The organism is Herbaspirillum sp. C7C2, from assembly GCF_022627865.1.
Taxonomy (GTDB): Bacteria; Pseudomonadota; Gammaproteobacteria; order Burkholderiales; family Burkholderiaceae_D; genus Herbaspirillum; species Herbaspirillum frisingense.
Map to the genome: position 1 here is coordinate 64,509 of NZ_JABXGI010000018.1, position 17,029 is coordinate 81,537.

Here is a 17,029-nt window from a genome sequence, read left to right on the forward strand (position 1 = left end):
TCGCGTCACGCCACTCCCACCATTCTGAAAGACGACGATCATGTTTGAACGCATCATTCGCTTCGCCATCGAGCATCGATGGCTGGTCCTGCTGGCGGTGCTGGGCATGGCGGCCTATGGGGTCTACAACTACCAGAAGCTGCCCATCGACGCCGTGCCCGACATTACCAACGTGCAGGTGCAGATCAACACCGCCGCCCCCGGCTATTCACCGCTGGAAACCGAGCAGCGCATCAGCTACCCCATCGAGACCGCCATGTCGGGCCTGCCGCAACTGGAACAGGTGCGCTCGCTGTCGCGCTACGGCCTGTCGCAGGTGACGGTCATCTTCAAGGACGGCACCGACATCTACTTTGCGCGGCAACTGGTCAATGAGCGCATCCAGCAGGCCAGGAGCCAACTACCCGCTGGCATCGATCCGGCCATGGGGCCGATCTCCACCGGCCTCGGTGAAATCTACCTGTGGACCGTGGAAGCCCGCGAGGACGCCCGCAAACCCGATGGCACGCCCTATGGCGCAGCCGACCTGCGCGAGATCCAGGACTGGGTCATCAAGCCGCAGCTGCGGCTGGTGCCGGGGGTGACCGAGATCAACACCATCGGCGGCTACGCCCGCGAATACCACGTCGCCCCCTCGGCCGAACGCCTGGCCTCCTACGGCATGACCATGGAGAGCATCATCAAGGCCCTGGAAAAGAACAACAGCAATGTCGGCGCCGGCTACATCGAACGGCGCGGCGAGCAGTACCTGATCCGCGCACCGGGCCAGGTGGCCTCGCTGGAAGACATCGGCAATATCATCCTGGCCAATGTGCGCGGCGTGCCCATTCGCATCCGTGATGTGGCCGAGGTCGGCATGGGACGTGAACTGCGCACCGGTGCGGCCACCGAGAACGGGCGCGAAGTGGTCCTGGGCACGGTCTTCATGCTGATCGGCGAGAACAGCCGCACGGTCTCGCAGGCGGTGGACAAGAAACTGCGCGAAATCAACCGCAACCTGCCGGCTGGGGTCGAGGCCATCACCGTCTATGACCGCACCGTGCTGGTGGACAAGGCCATCGCCACGGTCAAGAAGAACCTGATCGAAGGCGCGCTGCTGGTGATTGCGGTGCTGTTCGTCTTCCTCGGCAACATCCGCGCGGCCATCATCACGGCCATGGTGATTCCGCTGGCCATGCTGTTCACCTTCACCGGCATGGTCTCCAACAAGGTCAGCGCCAACCTGCTGAGCCTGGGTGCGTTGGACTTCGGCATCATCATCGATGGCGCAGTGGTGATCGTGGAAAACTGCGTACGCCGCCTGGCCCATGCGCAGCAGCATCACGGCCGCCCGCTCACGCGCAGCGAGCGCTTCCATGAGGTCTTCGCCGCCGCCCGCGAGGCGCGCCGGCCGCTGCTGTTCGGCCAACTGATCATCATGATCGTGTACCTGCCCATGTTTGCGCTGACCGGGGTGGAAGGCAAGATGTTCACGCCCATGGCCTTCACCGTGGTAGCGGCACTGCTGGGCGCGATGATCCTGTCGGTGACCTTCATCCCGGCCGCCATTGCCCTGTTCATCGGCGAACGCGTCTCGGAGAGGGAGAACATCCTGATGCAATGGGCCAAGCGGCTCTACGCGCCGCTGCTGGTACGCGTCATGGACAACAAGCCGGTGGTGCTCAGTTTTGCCGGTGCGCTGATCGTGGTGTGCGCGGTGCTGGCCACGCGCCTGGGCACCGAATTCGTCCCCAGCCTGAACGAGGGCGACATGGCGATCCAGGCCTTGCGCATCCCCGGCACCAGTCTGACGCAATCGCTGGAGATGCAGCAGCAGATCGAGAAGACGCTGATGCGGCAATTCCCCGAAATCGAACGCGTCTTCGCCCGTACCGGCACCGCCGAGGTGGCCTCGGACCCGATGCCGCCCAATATCTCCGACGGCTACATCATGTTGAAGCCCGAGTCGCAATGGCCGCAGCCACGCAAGACGCATGAACAACTGCGCGAGGCGATCCAGCAGGCTGTAGCCCGCATCTCCGGCAACAGCTACGAGTTCTCGCAGCCCATCCAGCTGCGCTTCAACGAACTGATCTCGGGCGTGCGCAGCGATGTCGCGGTCAAGATCTTCGGCGACGACATGGCCGTGCTCAACGACACCGCCGCCAAGGTCGCCGCCGTGCTTCAGAGGACCCGCGGCGCCACCGAAGTGAAGGTGGAACAGACCACCGGCCTGCCGATGCTGAGCGTGGACATCGATCGCCAGAAACTGGCGCGCTACGGCCTGAACGTGTCCGACCTGCAGGACACGATCGCCACCGCCATCGGCGGCAGCCAGGCCGGTACGCTGTTCCAGGGCGACCGCCGCTTCGCCATCGTGGTGCGCCTGCCCGAAGCCGCCCGCGCCGATCTGGATGCCCTGCGCCGCCTGCCCATCGCGCTGCCGCTGCAGGAGGGCGCCAGCCGCACCAGCTATGTCCCGCTGGCCGAGGTGGCGACGCTCAACATCGCCCCCGGCCCCAACCAGGTCAGCCGCGAAGACGGCAAGCGCCGCATCGTGGTCAGCGCCAACGTACGGGGCCGCGATCTGGGCTCCTTTGTGGCCGATGCGGAACAGGCCCTGCAGGCGCAGGTGCGCATCCCCACCGGTTACTGGACCACCTGGGGCGGCCAGTTCGAGAACCTGCAATCGGCCACGCAACGTCTGCAGATCGTCATCCCGGTGGCGCTGCTGATGGTGTTCGTGCTGCTGTTTGCGATGTTCAACAACGTCAAGGATGGCTTGCTGGTCTTCACCGGCATTCCCTTCGCGCTGACCGGCGGCATCCTGGCGCTGGCCGCACGCAGCATCCCGATGTCGATCTCGGCAGCGGTGGGCTTCATCGCGCTGTCGGGTGTGGCGGTGCTCAACGGGCTGGTGATGATTTCCTTCATCCGTAGCCTGCGCGAGGAAGGTCGCAGCCTGGACGTGGCCATCCACGAGGGTGCCATGACACGCCTGCGCCCGGTGCTGATGACGGCGCTGGTGGCGTCACTGGGCTTCGTGCCGATGGCACTGGCCACCGGCACCGGCGCCGAGGTACAGCGTCCGCTGGCCACCGTGGTGATCGGCGGCATCCTATCCTCCACCGCATTGACGCTGCTGGTGCTGCCGCTGCTGTATCGGATGGCGCATAGGAGGGACGAGGAGGGCGAAGCTGAGCGCCCGGGCGCAACAACGCGCCGCTCGCGCTGGATGAAGTGGTTGCCTGGCTATCGGACTGCCCGGCGCTGATGTCCAGCGGCAGCCCTGCCGGGAGGATCAGCGGAAGCGATCCGGCGTCGTCAGCAGTTCGACGAATTGCTCGCCCGGCATGGGCTTGCCGTACCAGTAGCCCTGGTACAGCGAACAGCCTTGCGCATGCAGCAGGTCACGCTGCTGCTGCGTCTCCACCCCTTCGGCGAGGATGGACAGGTTCAGGCTCTGGCCCAGCATGATGATGCTGCGCACGATGCTGGCCATGGCCGCATCCTTCTCCATCTCGCGCACGAAGCTCTGGTCGATCTTGATCTGGTCGATGGGGAAGCGCCCCAGATAGGACAACGACGAGTAACCGGTCCCGAAATCATCCAGCGAGATCGAGATATCGCTGGACCTCAGCATCTGCATCTTGGCGATCACGTCTTCGACGTGGTCCACCATCATGCTTTCGGTCAGCTCTACCTTCAACGCATGACTGTGGAGGCGATACTTGCCGATGATCTCGCGGAAGCGGCCCACGAAGTTGTCCACCTTGAATTCCTGCGCCGACACATTCACCGCCACCACCAGCTCATGCGCCAGCCCCTGGCGCTGCCAGGCCTGCAGATCGGCACAGATGGCATGCAATGCCTGCTGACCGATCTGCTCCATCAGGCCCATGTCTTCGGCCACCGAGATAAAGCCGCCCGGCGCGACGACGCCCTTTTCCGGATGCTTCCAGCGCAGCAAGGCCTCAGCCCCGACCACTTCACCCTCATAGGTCACCTGCGGCTGGTAATACACGATGAACTGGCGCTGCGCGACCGCCTGGCGCAGTTCGGCTTCCAGCAGGCTGCGCTGGTTGGCCAGCGCCTGCATGGCAGGGTCGAAGAAGCGGAAGGTATTGCGGCCGGCCAGGCGCGACTGCACCATCGCCAGCTCGGCCTGCATCAGCAGTTCGGCCGCGCCGTGGTGATCGTCATGGACGATATTGATACCCAGGTTGACCGCGCAAGGGAAGCGCGCAGCGGCGAGGGCATGGGGATCGGTGAAGGTGGCGATGATGCGATGGGCCAGCGTCTCGCAGAAGCGGAGGCATTCGGCCAGGTCCTGGGTCCGGATCTCGCTGCCCAGCGCGAACTTCGCGCCCTCCAGGCGTGCCACGGTCTGCTCGGGCGTGACACACCCGGAGAAGCGGCGCGCACATTCGACCAGCAGCTGCTCGATCTCCTCCGAACTGGCGCCGCCATAGGAGAGATCGGCCCGACTGATCTCCATCACAAAGACCGCCCCGGCCGTACCGTTGCTGCGACGTCGCGCCAGACCGCGTCGCAGGCGGTCCATGAAGAGCGTCTTGTTGGGCAGCTGGGTGACCGGGTCATAGAAGGCCAGGCGGTCGATACGGTTCTCCGCATCCAGCCGTGCACTGACATCGATGACCACCCAGATCTGGTCCGCCGGCCGCGCCGGATCGATCAGCGAGGTATGCAATTCGGCCGGGAAGCTGCCGCCATCACCCCGGCGCAACAGCACGATCTCGCCGGCCGCCCCACTGGAACGGGCCACCGCCTGCGCCACGTAGGCCGCCTGCTGGGCCGGTTCGACGAAGACCTCTTCGGCGGGCTGGCCGACGAGATTCCTGTCCGCACTGCCGAGCAGCGCCTGCGCGGCCTCGTTGACGAAGACGATGCTGCCGTCGCGCACGAAAAGCACCCCCGCCGGGATGTTGCCGAGAATGGCCGCCTGTTCATCGAAGAGCGCCTTCAGGCTGCTTTGCATCGATTCCATATGGCGCGCCAGCTGACCGATTTCATCCTGCTGCGGGATGGCGATGCGTTCATCGAAGCTGCCGCGCTCGATGCGCTCGGTCGCTGCGGTCAGCATGCCGATGGGCCGGAGGATGCGACGATAGACCAGCAGCCCGATGATGATCAGCGAGGCCACCGCCTGCGCCAGCAGCACCAGGGTATGGAAGCTCTTGTCGGCGGCCAGCTTGCGTTGCAGCTGGTAGTCCGACACGATCAGCTGCAGGCTGCCCAGGCTCACGTTTTGATGATTCTGCTGCATCACCAGCGGCACGCTGCGCGAGATGATGTTGCCCAGGCGCCGCTGGCCGTCTTCCACGCGGGCGATGATCTTTTCATCGGGATCGGTGATCTCGGCCGACACCACCTGCGGATCGAGCATGGCCCCTTGCAGCACGGCGTTGATATCGGACTTGTCCAGGCTCCACACCGGCAGCACCAGGCTGTGTTGCATGGTCTGCGCCTTTTCGTTGACCAGTGCCTGCATCTCGATACCGATCTGCTTTTCGCGCACGCCGTTGAGCACGGTCAGCGCCAGCACCACCGGCAGGCACAGCGCCACCAGCATGGCAATGGCGATATAGACGCCGAGGCTATTGAGTTTCTTATTCATGGTCTTGCAGAGAACGTGACGAGGGCGAAGCCCGCTTATTTGAACCAGTCCAGGCGATAGGTCTCGATGGCCTTGCGCTCCAGGGGCGTGAGGCGATCATTGTTGAGGACGATGACGCGCGGGTGGGTCGACTTCAGCAACTGCCGCGCCTGGCGCGTGGAGCGATGCTGGCGGATCAGCTCGGCCAGCTCCCCGCTGCGATGGATCTTGCGCAGGCCTTCCAGCAGGGCGTCGCGGATATCGTCGCGCCCCGGCGTGGTGTAGAAGAACAGGTCCACCGGGTAGTACAGCACCAGGTCCGGCACGATGGCCAGCTGGTGGTCGCGGTCGTAGGTCTCCAGCTCGCCGCTTGCTTCGAAGACCGAGCGGTTATAGAAGTCGAAGCGCCTGGCCTTGAGCATCTCGAAGAGGTTGAGATAGTTGCCCTGCACGACGTCCAGGCCATTGGCCTGCATGATGTGGGTGTCGGTCCAGCCGATGCCGGAGCCGATGCGGAACCTGCGCAGGTCGTCGAGGGTACGGATATCCCGGGCGCGCTGCAGGCTGGCGGTATTGGCCATCAGCACACGGTAGCCCCCGCCGCCGAGGTAGATCGGAAAGGGAATGCCTTCCAGCCCGCGGGTCATGGAACTGCCGGCAGAGGTGGTCATCAGGTTGCAGTACTGGCCGGCCTGGATCAGCTGGACGAAGCGCTGGTCGGAGGTAACGACATCGGCGACCCGACAATTGGTGATGGTGAAGCGCCGGCCGGCGGCACGCAGCGCCAGCTCCAGAATGGCCTTGCGGTAATCGATGAGCGGGTTGTCATCGTTGAGATCGGCCAGCTTGATCTCGATGACGTGAGGAGCGGGGTCGGGGCTGGCAGGGGATTGGGCGCGGGCAACATTGGCGCAGAACGGACCCATCACCAGGACGAGCAAGACTGCGGCAACTGTTCGGGCGCTCGTCTTGATGTTACTCATACAGGGCGGTGTGATCGAATTGAGATTCGATGGTATGCAAGCATCAGGGGATGTGCAAGATTTTGTGGGGCGGGGAGGGGGTGGGGTGTGGCGGGATGGCACAGCTGTGTGCAATGGGTGGGAAATCGTTGCTGTAAAGGGATGTTGGCGTGAGGAAGTGAGATTTTGTGCAAAGAGAAGCATGCTGAGTTGTCCTGCCCCCGGCTGGTTTGTGTTTGCGGCCATTAACGGGGAGGTACAAACGCGATGTGGTCTCGACGGCCGCACCATTGCTTCATCAAACGGGAGCAAATCTACAGTTTTAGCTGCCTTAAACGGAAGCATAAAATTGCTGCTTGCTAGCCTATCAGCTATCATTAATGGTCATCTCAGTAGCTTATAGGCTAGCAATGTCACCTGAACTGAACCAGCTTCGCCTTGAGCAGTTGCAAGCCAAGCTATCCGCGTACGCGGATCTGGCCAAACGCCAGGTCCCGCCTCGAGGATGGCTGAAGCTTATCCGCGAAGCATTAGGTCGCACCCAACGCCAACAGGCGCAGCGGCTTGGCATTTCCGGACCGACCCTGCACAAGTCCGAACAATCCGAGGCCGACGAGCGCATCACGCTGGGGCAACTACGCAAGCTTGCCGACGGGCTGGACTGCGAGCTGGTGTACGCCCTGGTTCCGCGCCGCCCTCTCACCGAGGTCGTGCAGGAACAGGCCCGCGCGATCGCCCGGGAAGAAGTGACTGGCATCGCCCACACCATGGGCTTGGAAGACCAGCGGCCAGATGCCGAAAGAGTGGGCAGGCAGGTCGAGCGCAGGACGGAGGAGCTGCTGCGCGGCCGCTGGTCGGACTTATGGCGATAGATCTTGATGAGCAGGAAGGTCAGACGCCCCAAGAATATCGGCTGCGACTGGAGGCAAGTGGGGCTCCGACTTGACCAGCTGTTTGGCAATACCCGCTGGTGGATCGAGAACACCACATTTCCCGTCGATGAAATCGCGGCGCGATTCCATCATCAACTGGTGTCGATTCACCCCTTCCCGAATGGTAACGGCCGCCATTCGCGCATGATGGCTGACGTGCTACTGCGCAGCCTGGGGCAACCGGCGCTTTCATGGGGAAGCGGTGGAAATCTGGTGGCCGCCAATGATGCGCGTGCGCGTTACCTTGCCGCGCTGCGGGCGGCGGACCAAGGGGATTTTCAGCTGTTGCTGGCGTTTGTGCGGAGTTGAATTTCCCGGGCAACGTGCGGATGCCATGAAGCGCAAAGATAGGCTTCATGCGCCCCTGCACCTCGATCCGGATCGCGCTCCTGAACAGCCCTCATCGGGCTGGCGGGAGCGATGTTACGATAACCAACCTTAGAAAAAAAGAATCCTTTCCCTGCCATGAATCACCAAGCTCTCTCGTCCTTCATCTGGTCGGTTGCCGACCTCCTGCGCGGCGACTACAAACAGTCAGAATATGGCCGCGTCATTCTTCCCTTCACCGTGCTGCGCCGTCTGGACTGTGTATTGGAGGCAAGCAAGCCCGATGTGCTGAAGGAATTCGATGCCAAAACCAAGGCGGGCCTCAACCCAGAGCCATTCCTGAGACGCAAGGCGGGAACGAGCTTCTACAACACCTCGCCGCTGGACCTGGTCAAGCTCTTGGGTGATCAAGACCATATTCGGCAGAACCTGTATGCCTACGTGCAGGCGTTCTCGCCTGAGGCACGTGACATCTTCGAGCGCTTCGACTTCCACACCCAGGTCGAGCGCCTGGCCAAGGCCAACCTGCTGTATCTGGTCACCGAGAAATTTGCCAACATCGACTTGCACCCGGAAGTGGTGGACAACGCCAGCATGGGTCTGGTGTTCGAGGAACTGATCCGCAAGTTCGCTGAAATCTCCAATGAAACCGCCGGTGAGCACTTCACCCCGCGCGAAGTGATCCGCCTGATGGTGAACCTGCTGTTCATCGAGGATGACGACGTCCTCACCGCCGGGCGCGACGTGGTGCGCACGATCTACGACCCCACCGCCGGCACCGGCGGCATGCTGTCGATTGCAGAGGAGTTCCTGCGCGAGCACAACCCGCGCGCGCGGCTGACCATGTTTGGCCAGGAGCTCAACGACGAGTCCTACGCCATCTGCAAGGCCGACATGGTCATCAAGGGCCAGCCGGTGGAGAACATCGTCGCCGGCAATACCTTGTCCGAGGATGGTCACGCCGGCCGCAAGTTCGACTACATGCTCTCCAACCCGCCCTTCGGCGTGGAGTGGAAGAAGGTGGAAAAGGCGGTGCGCCAGGAGCATGAACAGAAAGGCTTTGATGGTCGCTTCGGCCCCGGCCTGCCACGCGTCTCCGACGGCTCCATGCTGTTCCTGATGCACTTGCTGTCGAAGATGGCGCCGGTGGTCAATGGCGAGGGGGGCAGCCGCTTTGGCATCGTGTTGAATGGCTCGCCGCTCTTCACCGGCGGCGCCGGCAGCGGAGAAAGCGAAATCCGCCGCTATGTGCTGGAGAACGACCTGGTGGAAGCCATCATCGGGCTGCCTACCGACATGTTCTACAACACCGGCATCGCCACCTATGTCTGGATACTGTCCAACAAGAAACCTGCAGCACGCAAAGGACGCGTGCAACTCATCGACGCCAGCAGCTATTGGCAGAAGATGCGCAAGAGCCTGGGCAGCAAGCGCAAGGAGATGAGCACAGACCATATCGATACCGTGACGCGCCTGTTTGGCGGCTTCGTCGAGGCCGAACTGGTCACGGTATGGGACGCGGCAGGAACGGTACAGGGTGAGCCGCAACTCATCAAGAACGGCGACAAGCTACCCAGTGTGCCGGAAGGCGGCAAGATCAAGCGCCAGCCCATCTCACGCATCTTCAGGAACGAAGACTTCGGTTACACCACCATCACCGTTGAACGCCCCCTGCGTGACGAGGCAGGCAATACGGTGCTGGGTGTGAAGGGTAAGCAGAAGGGAAAGCTTCAACCCGACAGCAGCTTGCGTGATACCGAGAACGTGCCTTTGAACGAAGACATCCAGGCCTACTTCGAGCGCGAGGTGTTGCCGCATGCGCCCGATGCATGGATTGATACGGAGAAGAGCAAGGTTGGATACGAGATTCCGTTCAATCGGCACTTCTATGTGTTTGAGCCGCCGCGTAGCTTGCATGCGATTGACGAGGAGCTGAAGGCGGTGTCCGCCAACATCATGAAGATGCTTGAGGAGTTGGCGGAATGAGTTTGCCAACTTATCAGAACTATAAGGACGGTAGTTTGACGTCGGTAAATCGCATTCCCGCTCACTGGAGCATTCGTCCTCTCAAGCGTATGCTCGAAATTCAGAATGGCGCAGACCACAAGGATGTCGAAAGTACGGAAGGCTTTCCTGTTATCGGCTCCGGAGGCCCGTTTACGTTTGCGACAGATTTTCTTTACGACGGGGAATCTGTTCTGCTTGGCCGAAAAGGTACTATCGATAAGCCGCTTTATGTGAACGGAAAATTTTGGACCGTTGACACTATGTACTGGTCAAAAATTCTTCCAGGAACGGTAGGACGCTTTGCGTATTACACGTGCCTGGTGATTCCATTCGATTACTACTCGACCAGTACGGCCTTACCTAGCATGACAAAGGGCATTCTTGGAGCACATTTAGTCGCGTCGCCGCCATTACGTCAATGGCGTGCTCAAGGGGAAGCTGCTGGAGAACGAGACCTTGCTGCGTCAGGCGGCAAGCAACAGCAAGGAGCAGTTTGCCAATTCACCTGATCTCAAGGAGGCGATGCTGAACGCCATCATGGACGCCCTGGATGCGCACCAGAGCATGAGTACCCAGGCACTGGGTTCAGAGCGTGTGCGCGATGGTCTGCGCGATATCCTGCTTGGGCCTGGGCAGCTTTACGAGGCCTTACGGAGCAAGGCGGAACATCGCGCCAGATGAGCTGTTGCGGTACGGTATGGCCAACGCAAACGCCCCGTGGATTATTGATCCACGGGGCGTTTGTTTTGTCCTAATGATCTTGATTCTTGTAGTGCTCTGGGAAGGCATGTTGACTGACGCCCAAAGTAAAAGGCATCGACATTCGCACCACCATCTATGAAAAGTCCCTTGCGTGGCAAGCCTGGCTATTCAGCCTTGGCTCCGAAGATTTTTACAAACAGCGTGTGTTTGACTTCTTGCCATGATTTCGTCAAGTCGCCATTCACTTCCAGCGCTTGATAGATCTCCTTGATCAGCGTTCCATTGACAACTTTTGCCGAACGAAGCTTATCAAGCAGTTCGTAGCCATGCCATACGGCAATGTCAAAATCCTTGGCCAGCTCATGCATACCCAGATCGTCCGTAACCACGATGGCAGATTTAACTTGCCCTAGGGCCAAGAGCCAGCAATCTGTCTGCCCAGGCGGCGAGCGGCCACCCGATGTGTAGCGATGAACGTCACTCAGGACCGATCCATGCAAAACACTTTGCACTATCGCGATACCCTGCTTGTCATCTTCGCTAAGGCGGATTTGTTTGGCCAGACGCTCGGCAACAAACTCCTCAGAGTCAAACCAAGGATATTTGGACTTCAGTCGAGGATTCCTATGGACTTCGTCCTCTACTGACTTGTGAACCGTGAGCACATAGCCCTTCTGACCAAAGTTAATACCTACCGCAGGCCTGATACGTTTAGCCAGTCGGAGATAGGCATTCGTGTCAAGCAATACAAGCATCAGCGCGAGAGCTCACCGTGTAAAGCCATCGCATCTTGCAGGGGAATATCCATGACTTGCTGAACATACCCAGGCCCGGTGCCCTTGCTTTTGATCATCCGCTGCAACGCCGAAAAGAAAGCGCTACGGAACACGTTTTGGGCCGCCGCGATGTAGGAAGGAAGTTCAGGCGGAGTAGGGTCAAATAGGATCTCGCTTACCAAGTCGCCTCGCTTTCCATTCCGAATTGCATGGATGTCAGCGTCCTCGCACCTTAGCGGAGACAAGCCCAGCGATTTGGCAAACCGGTTGACCTCACAGAACACACTGTATAGCGAGATGCTGTGAGCAGCCGCATGGCGTTGTAATTCCCTGATCTCATCTGCCGCATTACGTCGCTTGATAGCCTGGTGATAGGCGACTTCGGCCAGGGCTTTCGGGAAAAGCAATGCACCTGCGAACGCATCTGCAAAATCCTCACCCTCGGTCTTTCCAGCCAAGTCAGGCGTGTAAACGTGCGCAAGTTCGTGCGCCATCCAAAACTTGAAATCTTCCAGCCTGGTATCCAGGTTCAGAAAAATGAAAGTGACCTTCTCTTGAGGAAGCAGGATGTGGAGTGCATTTTTGTGATTCCGCTTCTCACCCCATAACACCGGGACGATGACTGCACCGTTGGATTCAAATTCGCCGATCAGATGTTCATAGAGAAGAACAGCCTGAGCACCTAGTCCTATCCTCATGCGGACTTCTGCCGCAATCGCTTGCAAAGCATCGTATTGCACCGTGGGCGAAGGAATCTGAACGCGCAGGGAGCGCAGCTCGGGAAGGAATGGCACCAGCGGCTTCAGCAAAGCCCCCATGGCCATCGCTTTGAGAATGTGCTCGTCGGTTGTCTTGGCCCCAGCCTTCTTGCGAAAAGCGATCACGGGCTGTCCCTCTGCCGGGCTGATCACCAGGTCGGCAAAGTTCAACTTTAATGTGGTGGCCAGCTTGAGCAGCTTATCGGGACGAGGGAAGTCCGCGCCTTTGATCCAGTTCGTCACCGCTTGCGCAGTCACGCCGAGCTCAGCGGCAAGATCCTTTTGACTCCACCCTCTATCCTGAAGCGCCTGCTTGACCTTGTCGCTGTGGATAACTTTGTGCATAACAGGTGGATTATCGACCCTAGACCGCTAAAAATCAAGTTTAATCAAGTGAACTTTACCTTTCTGATGGCCCTGCCGGGCGGACCTCGTGGCACCAGATTTGCATTGGTTACGAATGTCGGACTGCATTACATCGACGGCGACGGAAGTCTTTGTTTCCGCGCATCGACGAGTCCGCATCACCAATTGAGCAACTGTCGGCCAGGGCATCGCGTCCATCTTGCGAACTTCCCGATCCTGCAAGACAGCTCAGAAGCTTGTACAAGCGATCACCCCGATGCGTTTGAACTGGTCCGGCTTTTGGATATGCCGGTACTGCTTGACCCGGCGGGCCAGGCTGCCAAGCTCTGTTGGAACTATTAAGTCATCTTTAATAGTTCGAACTTCGCTCTATACACCTTCAGTCAGTGCGTTTGAGGTGAATGATGATATTTGAGGACGGATGCTTGGAAAAGCTCGCTGGGGCTGCCATGGCAAGACCATGACCTTGGCTCGTCCGGCATCCCAGGTACTTATCAGCTCAATGCGTCAATGACAGCCAGCGGCGCTTGCGCACTCCACGCACGCAAGCCCTCCAACGCAGATGCCAACTGCAACACACCTTTGTCATCCCGGGCGGGACCGATGATTTGCATCCCCATGGGCAGGCCGTTCGTTCCAAATCCGACCGGTACACTCATGGCAGGCAAGCCGGCCAGGGTCGGGCCGATGACCACCTCCATCCAGCGATGGTAGGTGTCCATCTCTCGACCGGCTACGTTTCGTGGCCACTTCGTCGACGCATCAAACGGAAACATCTGTGCACTGGGCAAGAGCAGGTAATCAAATTGCTCGAAGAGCTTGTGAATGGCGCGGTACCAATCGCTGCGCGCCACGGATGCGCGGAAAACATCGGCTGCCTTCAAATGCAGGCCGGACTCGACCTCCCACTGCGCCTCTGGCTTGAGCAAACCGCGCTGCGCGGGGTTAGCAAAGTAGGTACTCAGGTTTCCGCCAACTAGCCATTGCCGATGGACGAGCCAGGTCTCCCAGAGCTTTTCCATCGGATAGTCAGGTTGGCACTGCTCTACCGTACAGCCAAGATTTGCAAAGTCAGAGAGTGCTGCCTCGCACAGCACCATGACTTCCTCCTCTATGGGCAGGTAACCATCGTAGTTTCCGAGCCATCCAATTCTGGCGCCTTTGAAATCGCGTTTCAGTTGCTCTGCATCGCCAGTGACATCCGTATCGCCGGAAAGGGGACAACTGATGTCATATCCTGCCTGGGTTGCGAAAAGCCGCGCGACGTCGGCTACGGTTCGGCCCATTGGTCCCTCTGTGCTTAATTGCTGCAGGAAGAGTTCGCCCCCTGAACCGTAAGGGACGCGCCCCTGAGTTGGCCTGAAACCATAGACATTGTTGAACGCTGCCGGATTCCTCAGGGAACCCATCATGTCGCTACCGTCGGCGACCGGCAGCATACGCATCGCGAGTGCCGCACCGGCACCACCGCTGCTGCCGCCAGCAATGCGCGTAGAGTCATAGGCATTCCTGGTCACGCCGAACACCGGGTTGTAGCTGTTTGAGCCGAGCCCGAATTCGGAGACGTTGGTCTTTCCTATGAAGATGGCACCAGCGGCACGTACACGGGCGATGCAAGTTGCGTCGCTCAGAGCGGGCTCCATGGATGACAAGGGCGAGCCCTTGCTGGTGGGAAGTCCTTTGCACGACGCGAGATCCTTCGGTGCCTGCGGCATGCCGTGCATCCATCCCAGATACGTGCCCTGTGCAAGCAACTGGTCCGCGCGTTTCGCTTCGTCGAGCAGTTCTTCAGCCGGACGCAGCGAAACGATGGCGTTCACATGCGGATTCACCTTCTCGATATGTTCCAGATAGGCTTGCATGACTTCACGGCAAGAAACCTCCCTGCTGCGAATGGCGGCGGACAACGCCAGTGCATCGAGGGTAACCAGTGGGTGCATCTTTTCTGCTCCTTGAATCGCTTGCGAACGCTTTGCTTCTGTCACTTGACCTCTCCAACTCCAGCGAAGACTTCAGTCTGTCGGTTCTGTGCCGCCGGGCTTTGGTCACGCATCGCCCAGGCTGCGGCAACACCGATACAGGCGGCGAACAGCACATACCAGGCGGGCGCTACTGGCGAACCCGAGACCTTGGTAAGCCAGGTCACGATGAACGGAGCAAAGCCACCGAATAGCATCGCTGCCAGATTGTAGGCGACCGCCAGGCCGGTGGAACGCACACGCGTCGGGAATTGCTCGGACAAGGCTGTCGGCATCGGGCCGAAATTTGCGCCAATCATGATGCACAGAAGCACCTGCATCACCAGCAGACGCGTCAGGCTGGGAGCCGCCGACACCCAAACGAACAGAGGGTACACAATCAACAGGAAAGCCAGAGCGCTATAGAGCAGGACAGTCCGACGACCAATGCGGTCGGACAGCGCGCCGGCGAATGGAATGATTACCGTGAGCAAGGCCACGGCAATCATCTGCACCATGAACGCCTGGTCAAGCGGGAGACCCAGCTGCTTGTTGGCGAACGTCGGCATGTTCACCAGAACGACGTAGAAGGCCACGGTACCGTTGATGACCTGCCCCATGGACACCAGCACGCCACGCATGTTGGTCTTCACCACATCGAGCAGCTTGATGGGTTCGGCATTGGGCTTGTTGGCGCCCTCCAGGAAATCGTCTGTCTCATGCATGTGACGGCGAATCCAGAGACCCACTGGGCCGATAAGCAGGCCAATCACGAAGGGCAGTCGCCATCCCCAGCTGTCCAGGGCCTCCGGCGAGAGATTACGTGTAACCAGAGCGCCCATGCCGGCACCACAGAAGACCGCGAGACATTGACCGACGAGCTGCCATGAGCCATACAGGCCACGCTTGTGGGCCGGGGCGCTCTCGACCAGAAATGCGGTCGAACTGGAGTATTCACCGCCGGTTGCGAAGCCCTGCAGCATGCGCGCAATGACGATCATGATGGGTGCGGCAATTCCTATGGTCGCGTAGGTAGGCGTGAAGGCAATGATTGCGATGGCCAGAGTCATCAGCACGATGATGACCTGCATTGCCGCCTTTCGGCCTTTGCGGTCGGCGTAGAGACCGAGCAGGACACCGCCCACGGGTCGCATGAAAAATCCGATACCAAAGGTCGCAAGGGCGACCAGCAGCGAAGTGTATTCGTTGTCTGCTGGGAAGAACAGGCGAGCGATAATGGCCGAGAAAAAACCATAGACGATGAAGTCGTACCACTCAAGGGCATTGCCGACAATTGCGGCGATGACCTGGCGTTGTTTACTGAGTTGTGGTTGCACGGTAGGTCCCTATCAATGGGTTGGCGAGAGCTGCTGACTCACGAGCTGGTGACGGAAAAATTAAGCTTCCGCCATATCGCTTCAGTATCTTGCGGCCTCAAGCTGAATTTTCGTTTGACCCGGAAACACAGCTTCTTGATAGTCAACGACAATAAGAAACGGCCCCCGAAGAGGCCGTCACTGAAACCGCTGCCGGGTGGCAATCTCACTGAACCCGTGGGCGTCCACCCAGATGCTGGCGTCGCCATTCCGTTGGGGAAATTCCGTGCCAGCGTTGAAAGGCACGAGAGAACGCACTGATTTCCGAGTAGCCTAGAAGGAAGGACAGTTCTGAAATCTGCAGAGCAGGGTCCTTCAGATATTCCAGCGCCATGTTCTTCCGAACGTCCAGGAGAACCTCCTGATAGGTCAGTCCGGCAGTGCGCAATCTGCGTTGTAGCGTCCAGTTCGCCATCCCCAGTGCACTCGCGATTTCTTCGAGCGTCGGCTCACTGTCATCAAGCCGCGAGCGGATCGCCGCGCGGACCTTGTCTACCAGGGTTTCTGCCGTTGCCGCTGCCAGCCCCAGCTGGCGCAGGTTGTTACGCATCAGACTGTGCAGATGAGCATCTGCACCGGGCATTGGTGCGTTGAGGTCGTTTCCTCGAAGCACGATGGCATTGGTGGCCTGGGAGAACTGGATCGGAGCACCAAATATGTGCTCGTGCTCCTCGTTGCCGTGCAATGCACCATGTTCGAAATGAATTTCCAGTGGACTCCATTGCTGGCCCAAGGCCTGCCTGAGAACATTGAAGAACATCCCGATGGACAGCTCGGCATCTTGACGGCGATGCATGATGAGAGGGTCGGTGATTCGGTATTCGACGAATGCGAGACCATCAGCCTGACCAACCTTCAACTGTGAGCGCTGCTGATGGTGATGGAACATCGCACCCATGCTGCGCAGAGCTTCCCCGACTGTAGACGAGGTCAAGCCAAGGTAGCCCAGCATGCCAAGCCCGGCAGGCATGAACTGTTGGCCAAACCGTAATCCGAAGTTCTCGTTCCGGGTCTGGAGAGCGGCTTGCTCCATGGCATTGCAATAGATGTCCAGGCTCAATGCGGCTGTCGGTTGCTCAATAACATCGCTGTTGGCGCCGGCGGCGCTCAGCACGCGCTCAGGGTCTCCCCCCTCACTTGCAATGAATTCCACCAGACCCGTTGCTGCTGCGGAAAGGATGCACGACGGGCGGTCCGAAGTGGTTGATACACGCGGCGCATTGGGCATGGTTGGGCTCCATTTTCATGGTAAATAATTACCCGACCATC

12 protein-coding genes and 1 pseudogene are annotated in these 17,029 nt (G+C 59.7%); 6 read left to right on the forward strand and 7 right to left on the reverse strand.

Annotated elements, in window-relative coordinates:
* The first annotated feature begins 40 nt into the window (after positions 1 to 40).
* A complete protein-coding gene (locus HWE04_RS19170; RefSeq protein ID WP_241813400.1) occupies positions 41 to 3,253 on the forward strand; it encodes a CusA/CzcA family heavy metal efflux RND transporter in 3,213 nt (1,070 codons plus the stop codon).
* A 27-nt stretch (positions 3,254 to 3,280) separates the two neighbouring features.
* Here the strand turns inward: HWE04_RS19170 and HWE04_RS19175 are convergent, their stop codons facing one another.
* Positions 3,281 to 5,617 (reverse strand): putative bifunctional diguanylate cyclase/phosphodiesterase, encoded by a 2,337-nt coding sequence (locus tag HWE04_RS19175; RefSeq protein WP_241813401.1) that lies wholly within the window; start codon positions 5,615 to 5,617, stop codon positions 3,281 to 3,283.
* Positions 5,618 to 5,652: 35 nt separating this feature from the next.
* Complete coding sequence (locus tag HWE04_RS19180; RefSeq protein WP_241813402.1) at positions 5,653 to 6,579, reverse strand: hypothetical protein; 927 nt, start codon at positions 6,577 to 6,579, stop codon at positions 5,653 to 5,655.
* A gap of 389 nt (positions 6,580 to 6,968) precedes the next feature.
* On the opposite strand from HWE04_RS19180, the gene HWE04_RS19185 reads away from it, so the two are divergent.
* The 5 genes and pseudogenes from HWE04_RS19185 to HWE04_RS19205 form a co-directional block, all read left to right on the forward strand.
* Positions 6,969 to 7,430, forward strand: a complete 462-nt coding sequence (locus HWE04_RS19185) for a mobile mystery protein A (protein WP_241813403.1) — start codon at positions 6,969 to 6,971, stop codon at positions 7,428 to 7,430.
* Positions 7,431 to 7,436: 6 nt separating this feature from the next.
* A complete protein-coding gene (locus tag HWE04_RS19190; RefSeq protein WP_241813404.1) occupies positions 7,437 to 7,799 on the forward strand; it encodes a mobile mystery protein B in 363 nt (120 codons plus the stop codon).
* A gap of 156 nt (positions 7,800 to 7,955) precedes the next feature.
* Complete coding sequence (locus HWE04_RS19195; protein WP_241813405.1) at positions 7,956 to 9,803, forward strand: type I restriction-modification system subunit M; 1,848 nt, start codon at positions 7,956 to 7,958, stop codon at positions 9,801 to 9,803.
* The gene (locus HWE04_RS19200) at positions 9,800 to 10,333 is read left to right on the forward strand and encodes a restriction endonuclease subunit S (RefSeq protein ID WP_241813406.1); all 534 of its coding nucleotides are present in this window, start codon (positions 9,800 to 9,802) and stop codon (positions 10,331 to 10,333) included. The genes HWE04_RS19195 and HWE04_RS19200 overlap by 4 nt, the downstream gene beginning before the upstream one ends.
* Positions 10,236 to 10,505: pseudogene (locus HWE04_RS19205) on the forward strand (hypothetical protein); the annotation flags it as partial. The gene HWE04_RS19200 and the pseudogene HWE04_RS19205, both read left to right, overlap by 98 nt.
* 185 nt (positions 10,506 to 10,690) lie before the next feature.
* Here HWE04_RS19205 and HWE04_RS19210 read toward each other — a convergent pair.
* The 5 genes from HWE04_RS19210 to qhpR form a co-directional block, all read right to left on the reverse strand.
* Positions 10,691 to 11,281 carry a DUF4411 family protein gene (locus tag HWE04_RS19210; RefSeq protein WP_241813407.1) on the reverse strand — a complete coding sequence of 197 codons (591 nt, stop codon included), beginning with the start codon at positions 11,279 to 11,281 and terminating at the stop codon, positions 10,691 to 10,693.
* The gene (locus HWE04_RS19215; RefSeq protein ID WP_241813408.1) at positions 11,281 to 12,405 is read right to left on the reverse strand and encodes an XRE family transcriptional regulator; all 1,125 of its coding nucleotides are present in this window, start codon (positions 12,403 to 12,405) and stop codon (positions 11,281 to 11,283) included. The genes HWE04_RS19210 and HWE04_RS19215 overlap by 1 nt, the downstream gene beginning before the upstream one ends.
* A 515-nt stretch (positions 12,406 to 12,920) precedes the next feature.
* Positions 12,921 to 14,366, reverse strand: coding sequence for an amidase (locus tag HWE04_RS19220; protein ID WP_241813409.1), 1,446 nt, complete (start codon positions 14,364 to 14,366; stop codon positions 12,921 to 12,923).
* Between the two features lie 41 nt (positions 14,367 to 14,407).
* Positions 14,408 to 15,721 carry a citrate-proton symporter gene (locus HWE04_RS19225; protein WP_241813410.1) on the reverse strand — a complete coding sequence of 438 codons (1,314 nt, stop codon included), beginning with the start codon at positions 15,719 to 15,721 and terminating at the stop codon, positions 14,408 to 14,410.
* Between the two features lie 205 nt (positions 15,722 to 15,926).
* Complete coding sequence (qhpR, locus tag HWE04_RS19230) at positions 15,927 to 16,988, reverse strand: AraC-like transcriptional regulator QhpR (protein ID WP_182993423.1); 1,062 nt, start codon at positions 16,986 to 16,988, stop codon at positions 15,927 to 15,929.
* Positions 16,989 to 17,029: the final 41 nt, after the last annotated feature.

Excerpts from the sequence above, each read along its gene's own strand:
- HWE04_RS19170 (WP_241813400.1), top strand. The coding sequence starts at position 41 with ATGTTTGAACGCATCATTCGCTTCGCCATCGAGCATCGATGGCTGGTC.
- HWE04_RS19175 (WP_241813401.1), bottom strand. The coding sequence starts at position 5,617 with ATGAATAAGAAACTCAATAGCCTCGGCGTCTATATCGCCATTGCCATG.
- HWE04_RS19180 (WP_241813402.1), bottom strand. The coding sequence starts at position 6,579 with ATGAGTAACATCAAGACGAGCGCCCGAACAGTTGCCGCAGTCTTGCTC.
- HWE04_RS19185 (WP_241813403.1), top strand. The coding sequence starts at position 6,969 with ATGTCACCTGAACTGAACCAGCTTCGCCTTGAGCAGTTGCAAGCCAAG.
- HWE04_RS19190 (WP_241813404.1), top strand. The coding sequence starts at position 7,437 with ATGAGCAGGAAGGTCAGACGCCCCAAGAATATCGGCTGCGACTGGAGG.
- HWE04_RS19195 (WP_241813405.1), top strand. The coding sequence starts at position 7,956 with ATGAATCACCAAGCTCTCTCGTCCTTCATCTGGTCGGTTGCCGACCTC.
- HWE04_RS19200 (WP_241813406.1), top strand. The coding sequence starts at position 9,800 with ATGAGTTTGCCAACTTATCAGAACTATAAGGACGGTAGTTTGACGTCG.
- HWE04_RS19210 (WP_241813407.1), bottom strand. The coding sequence starts at position 11,281 with ATGCTTGTATTGCTTGACACGAATGCCTATCTCCGACTGGCTAAACGT.
- HWE04_RS19215 (WP_241813408.1), bottom strand. The coding sequence starts at position 12,405 with ATGCACAAAGTTATCCACAGCGACAAGGTCAAGCAGGCGCTTCAGGAT.
- HWE04_RS19220 (WP_241813409.1), bottom strand. The coding sequence starts at position 14,366 with ATGCACCCACTGGTTACCCTCGATGCACTGGCGTTGTCCGCCGCCATT.
- qhpR (WP_182993423.1), bottom strand. The coding sequence starts at position 16,988 with ATGCCCAATGCGCCGCGTGTATCAACCACTTCGGACCGCCCGTCGTGC.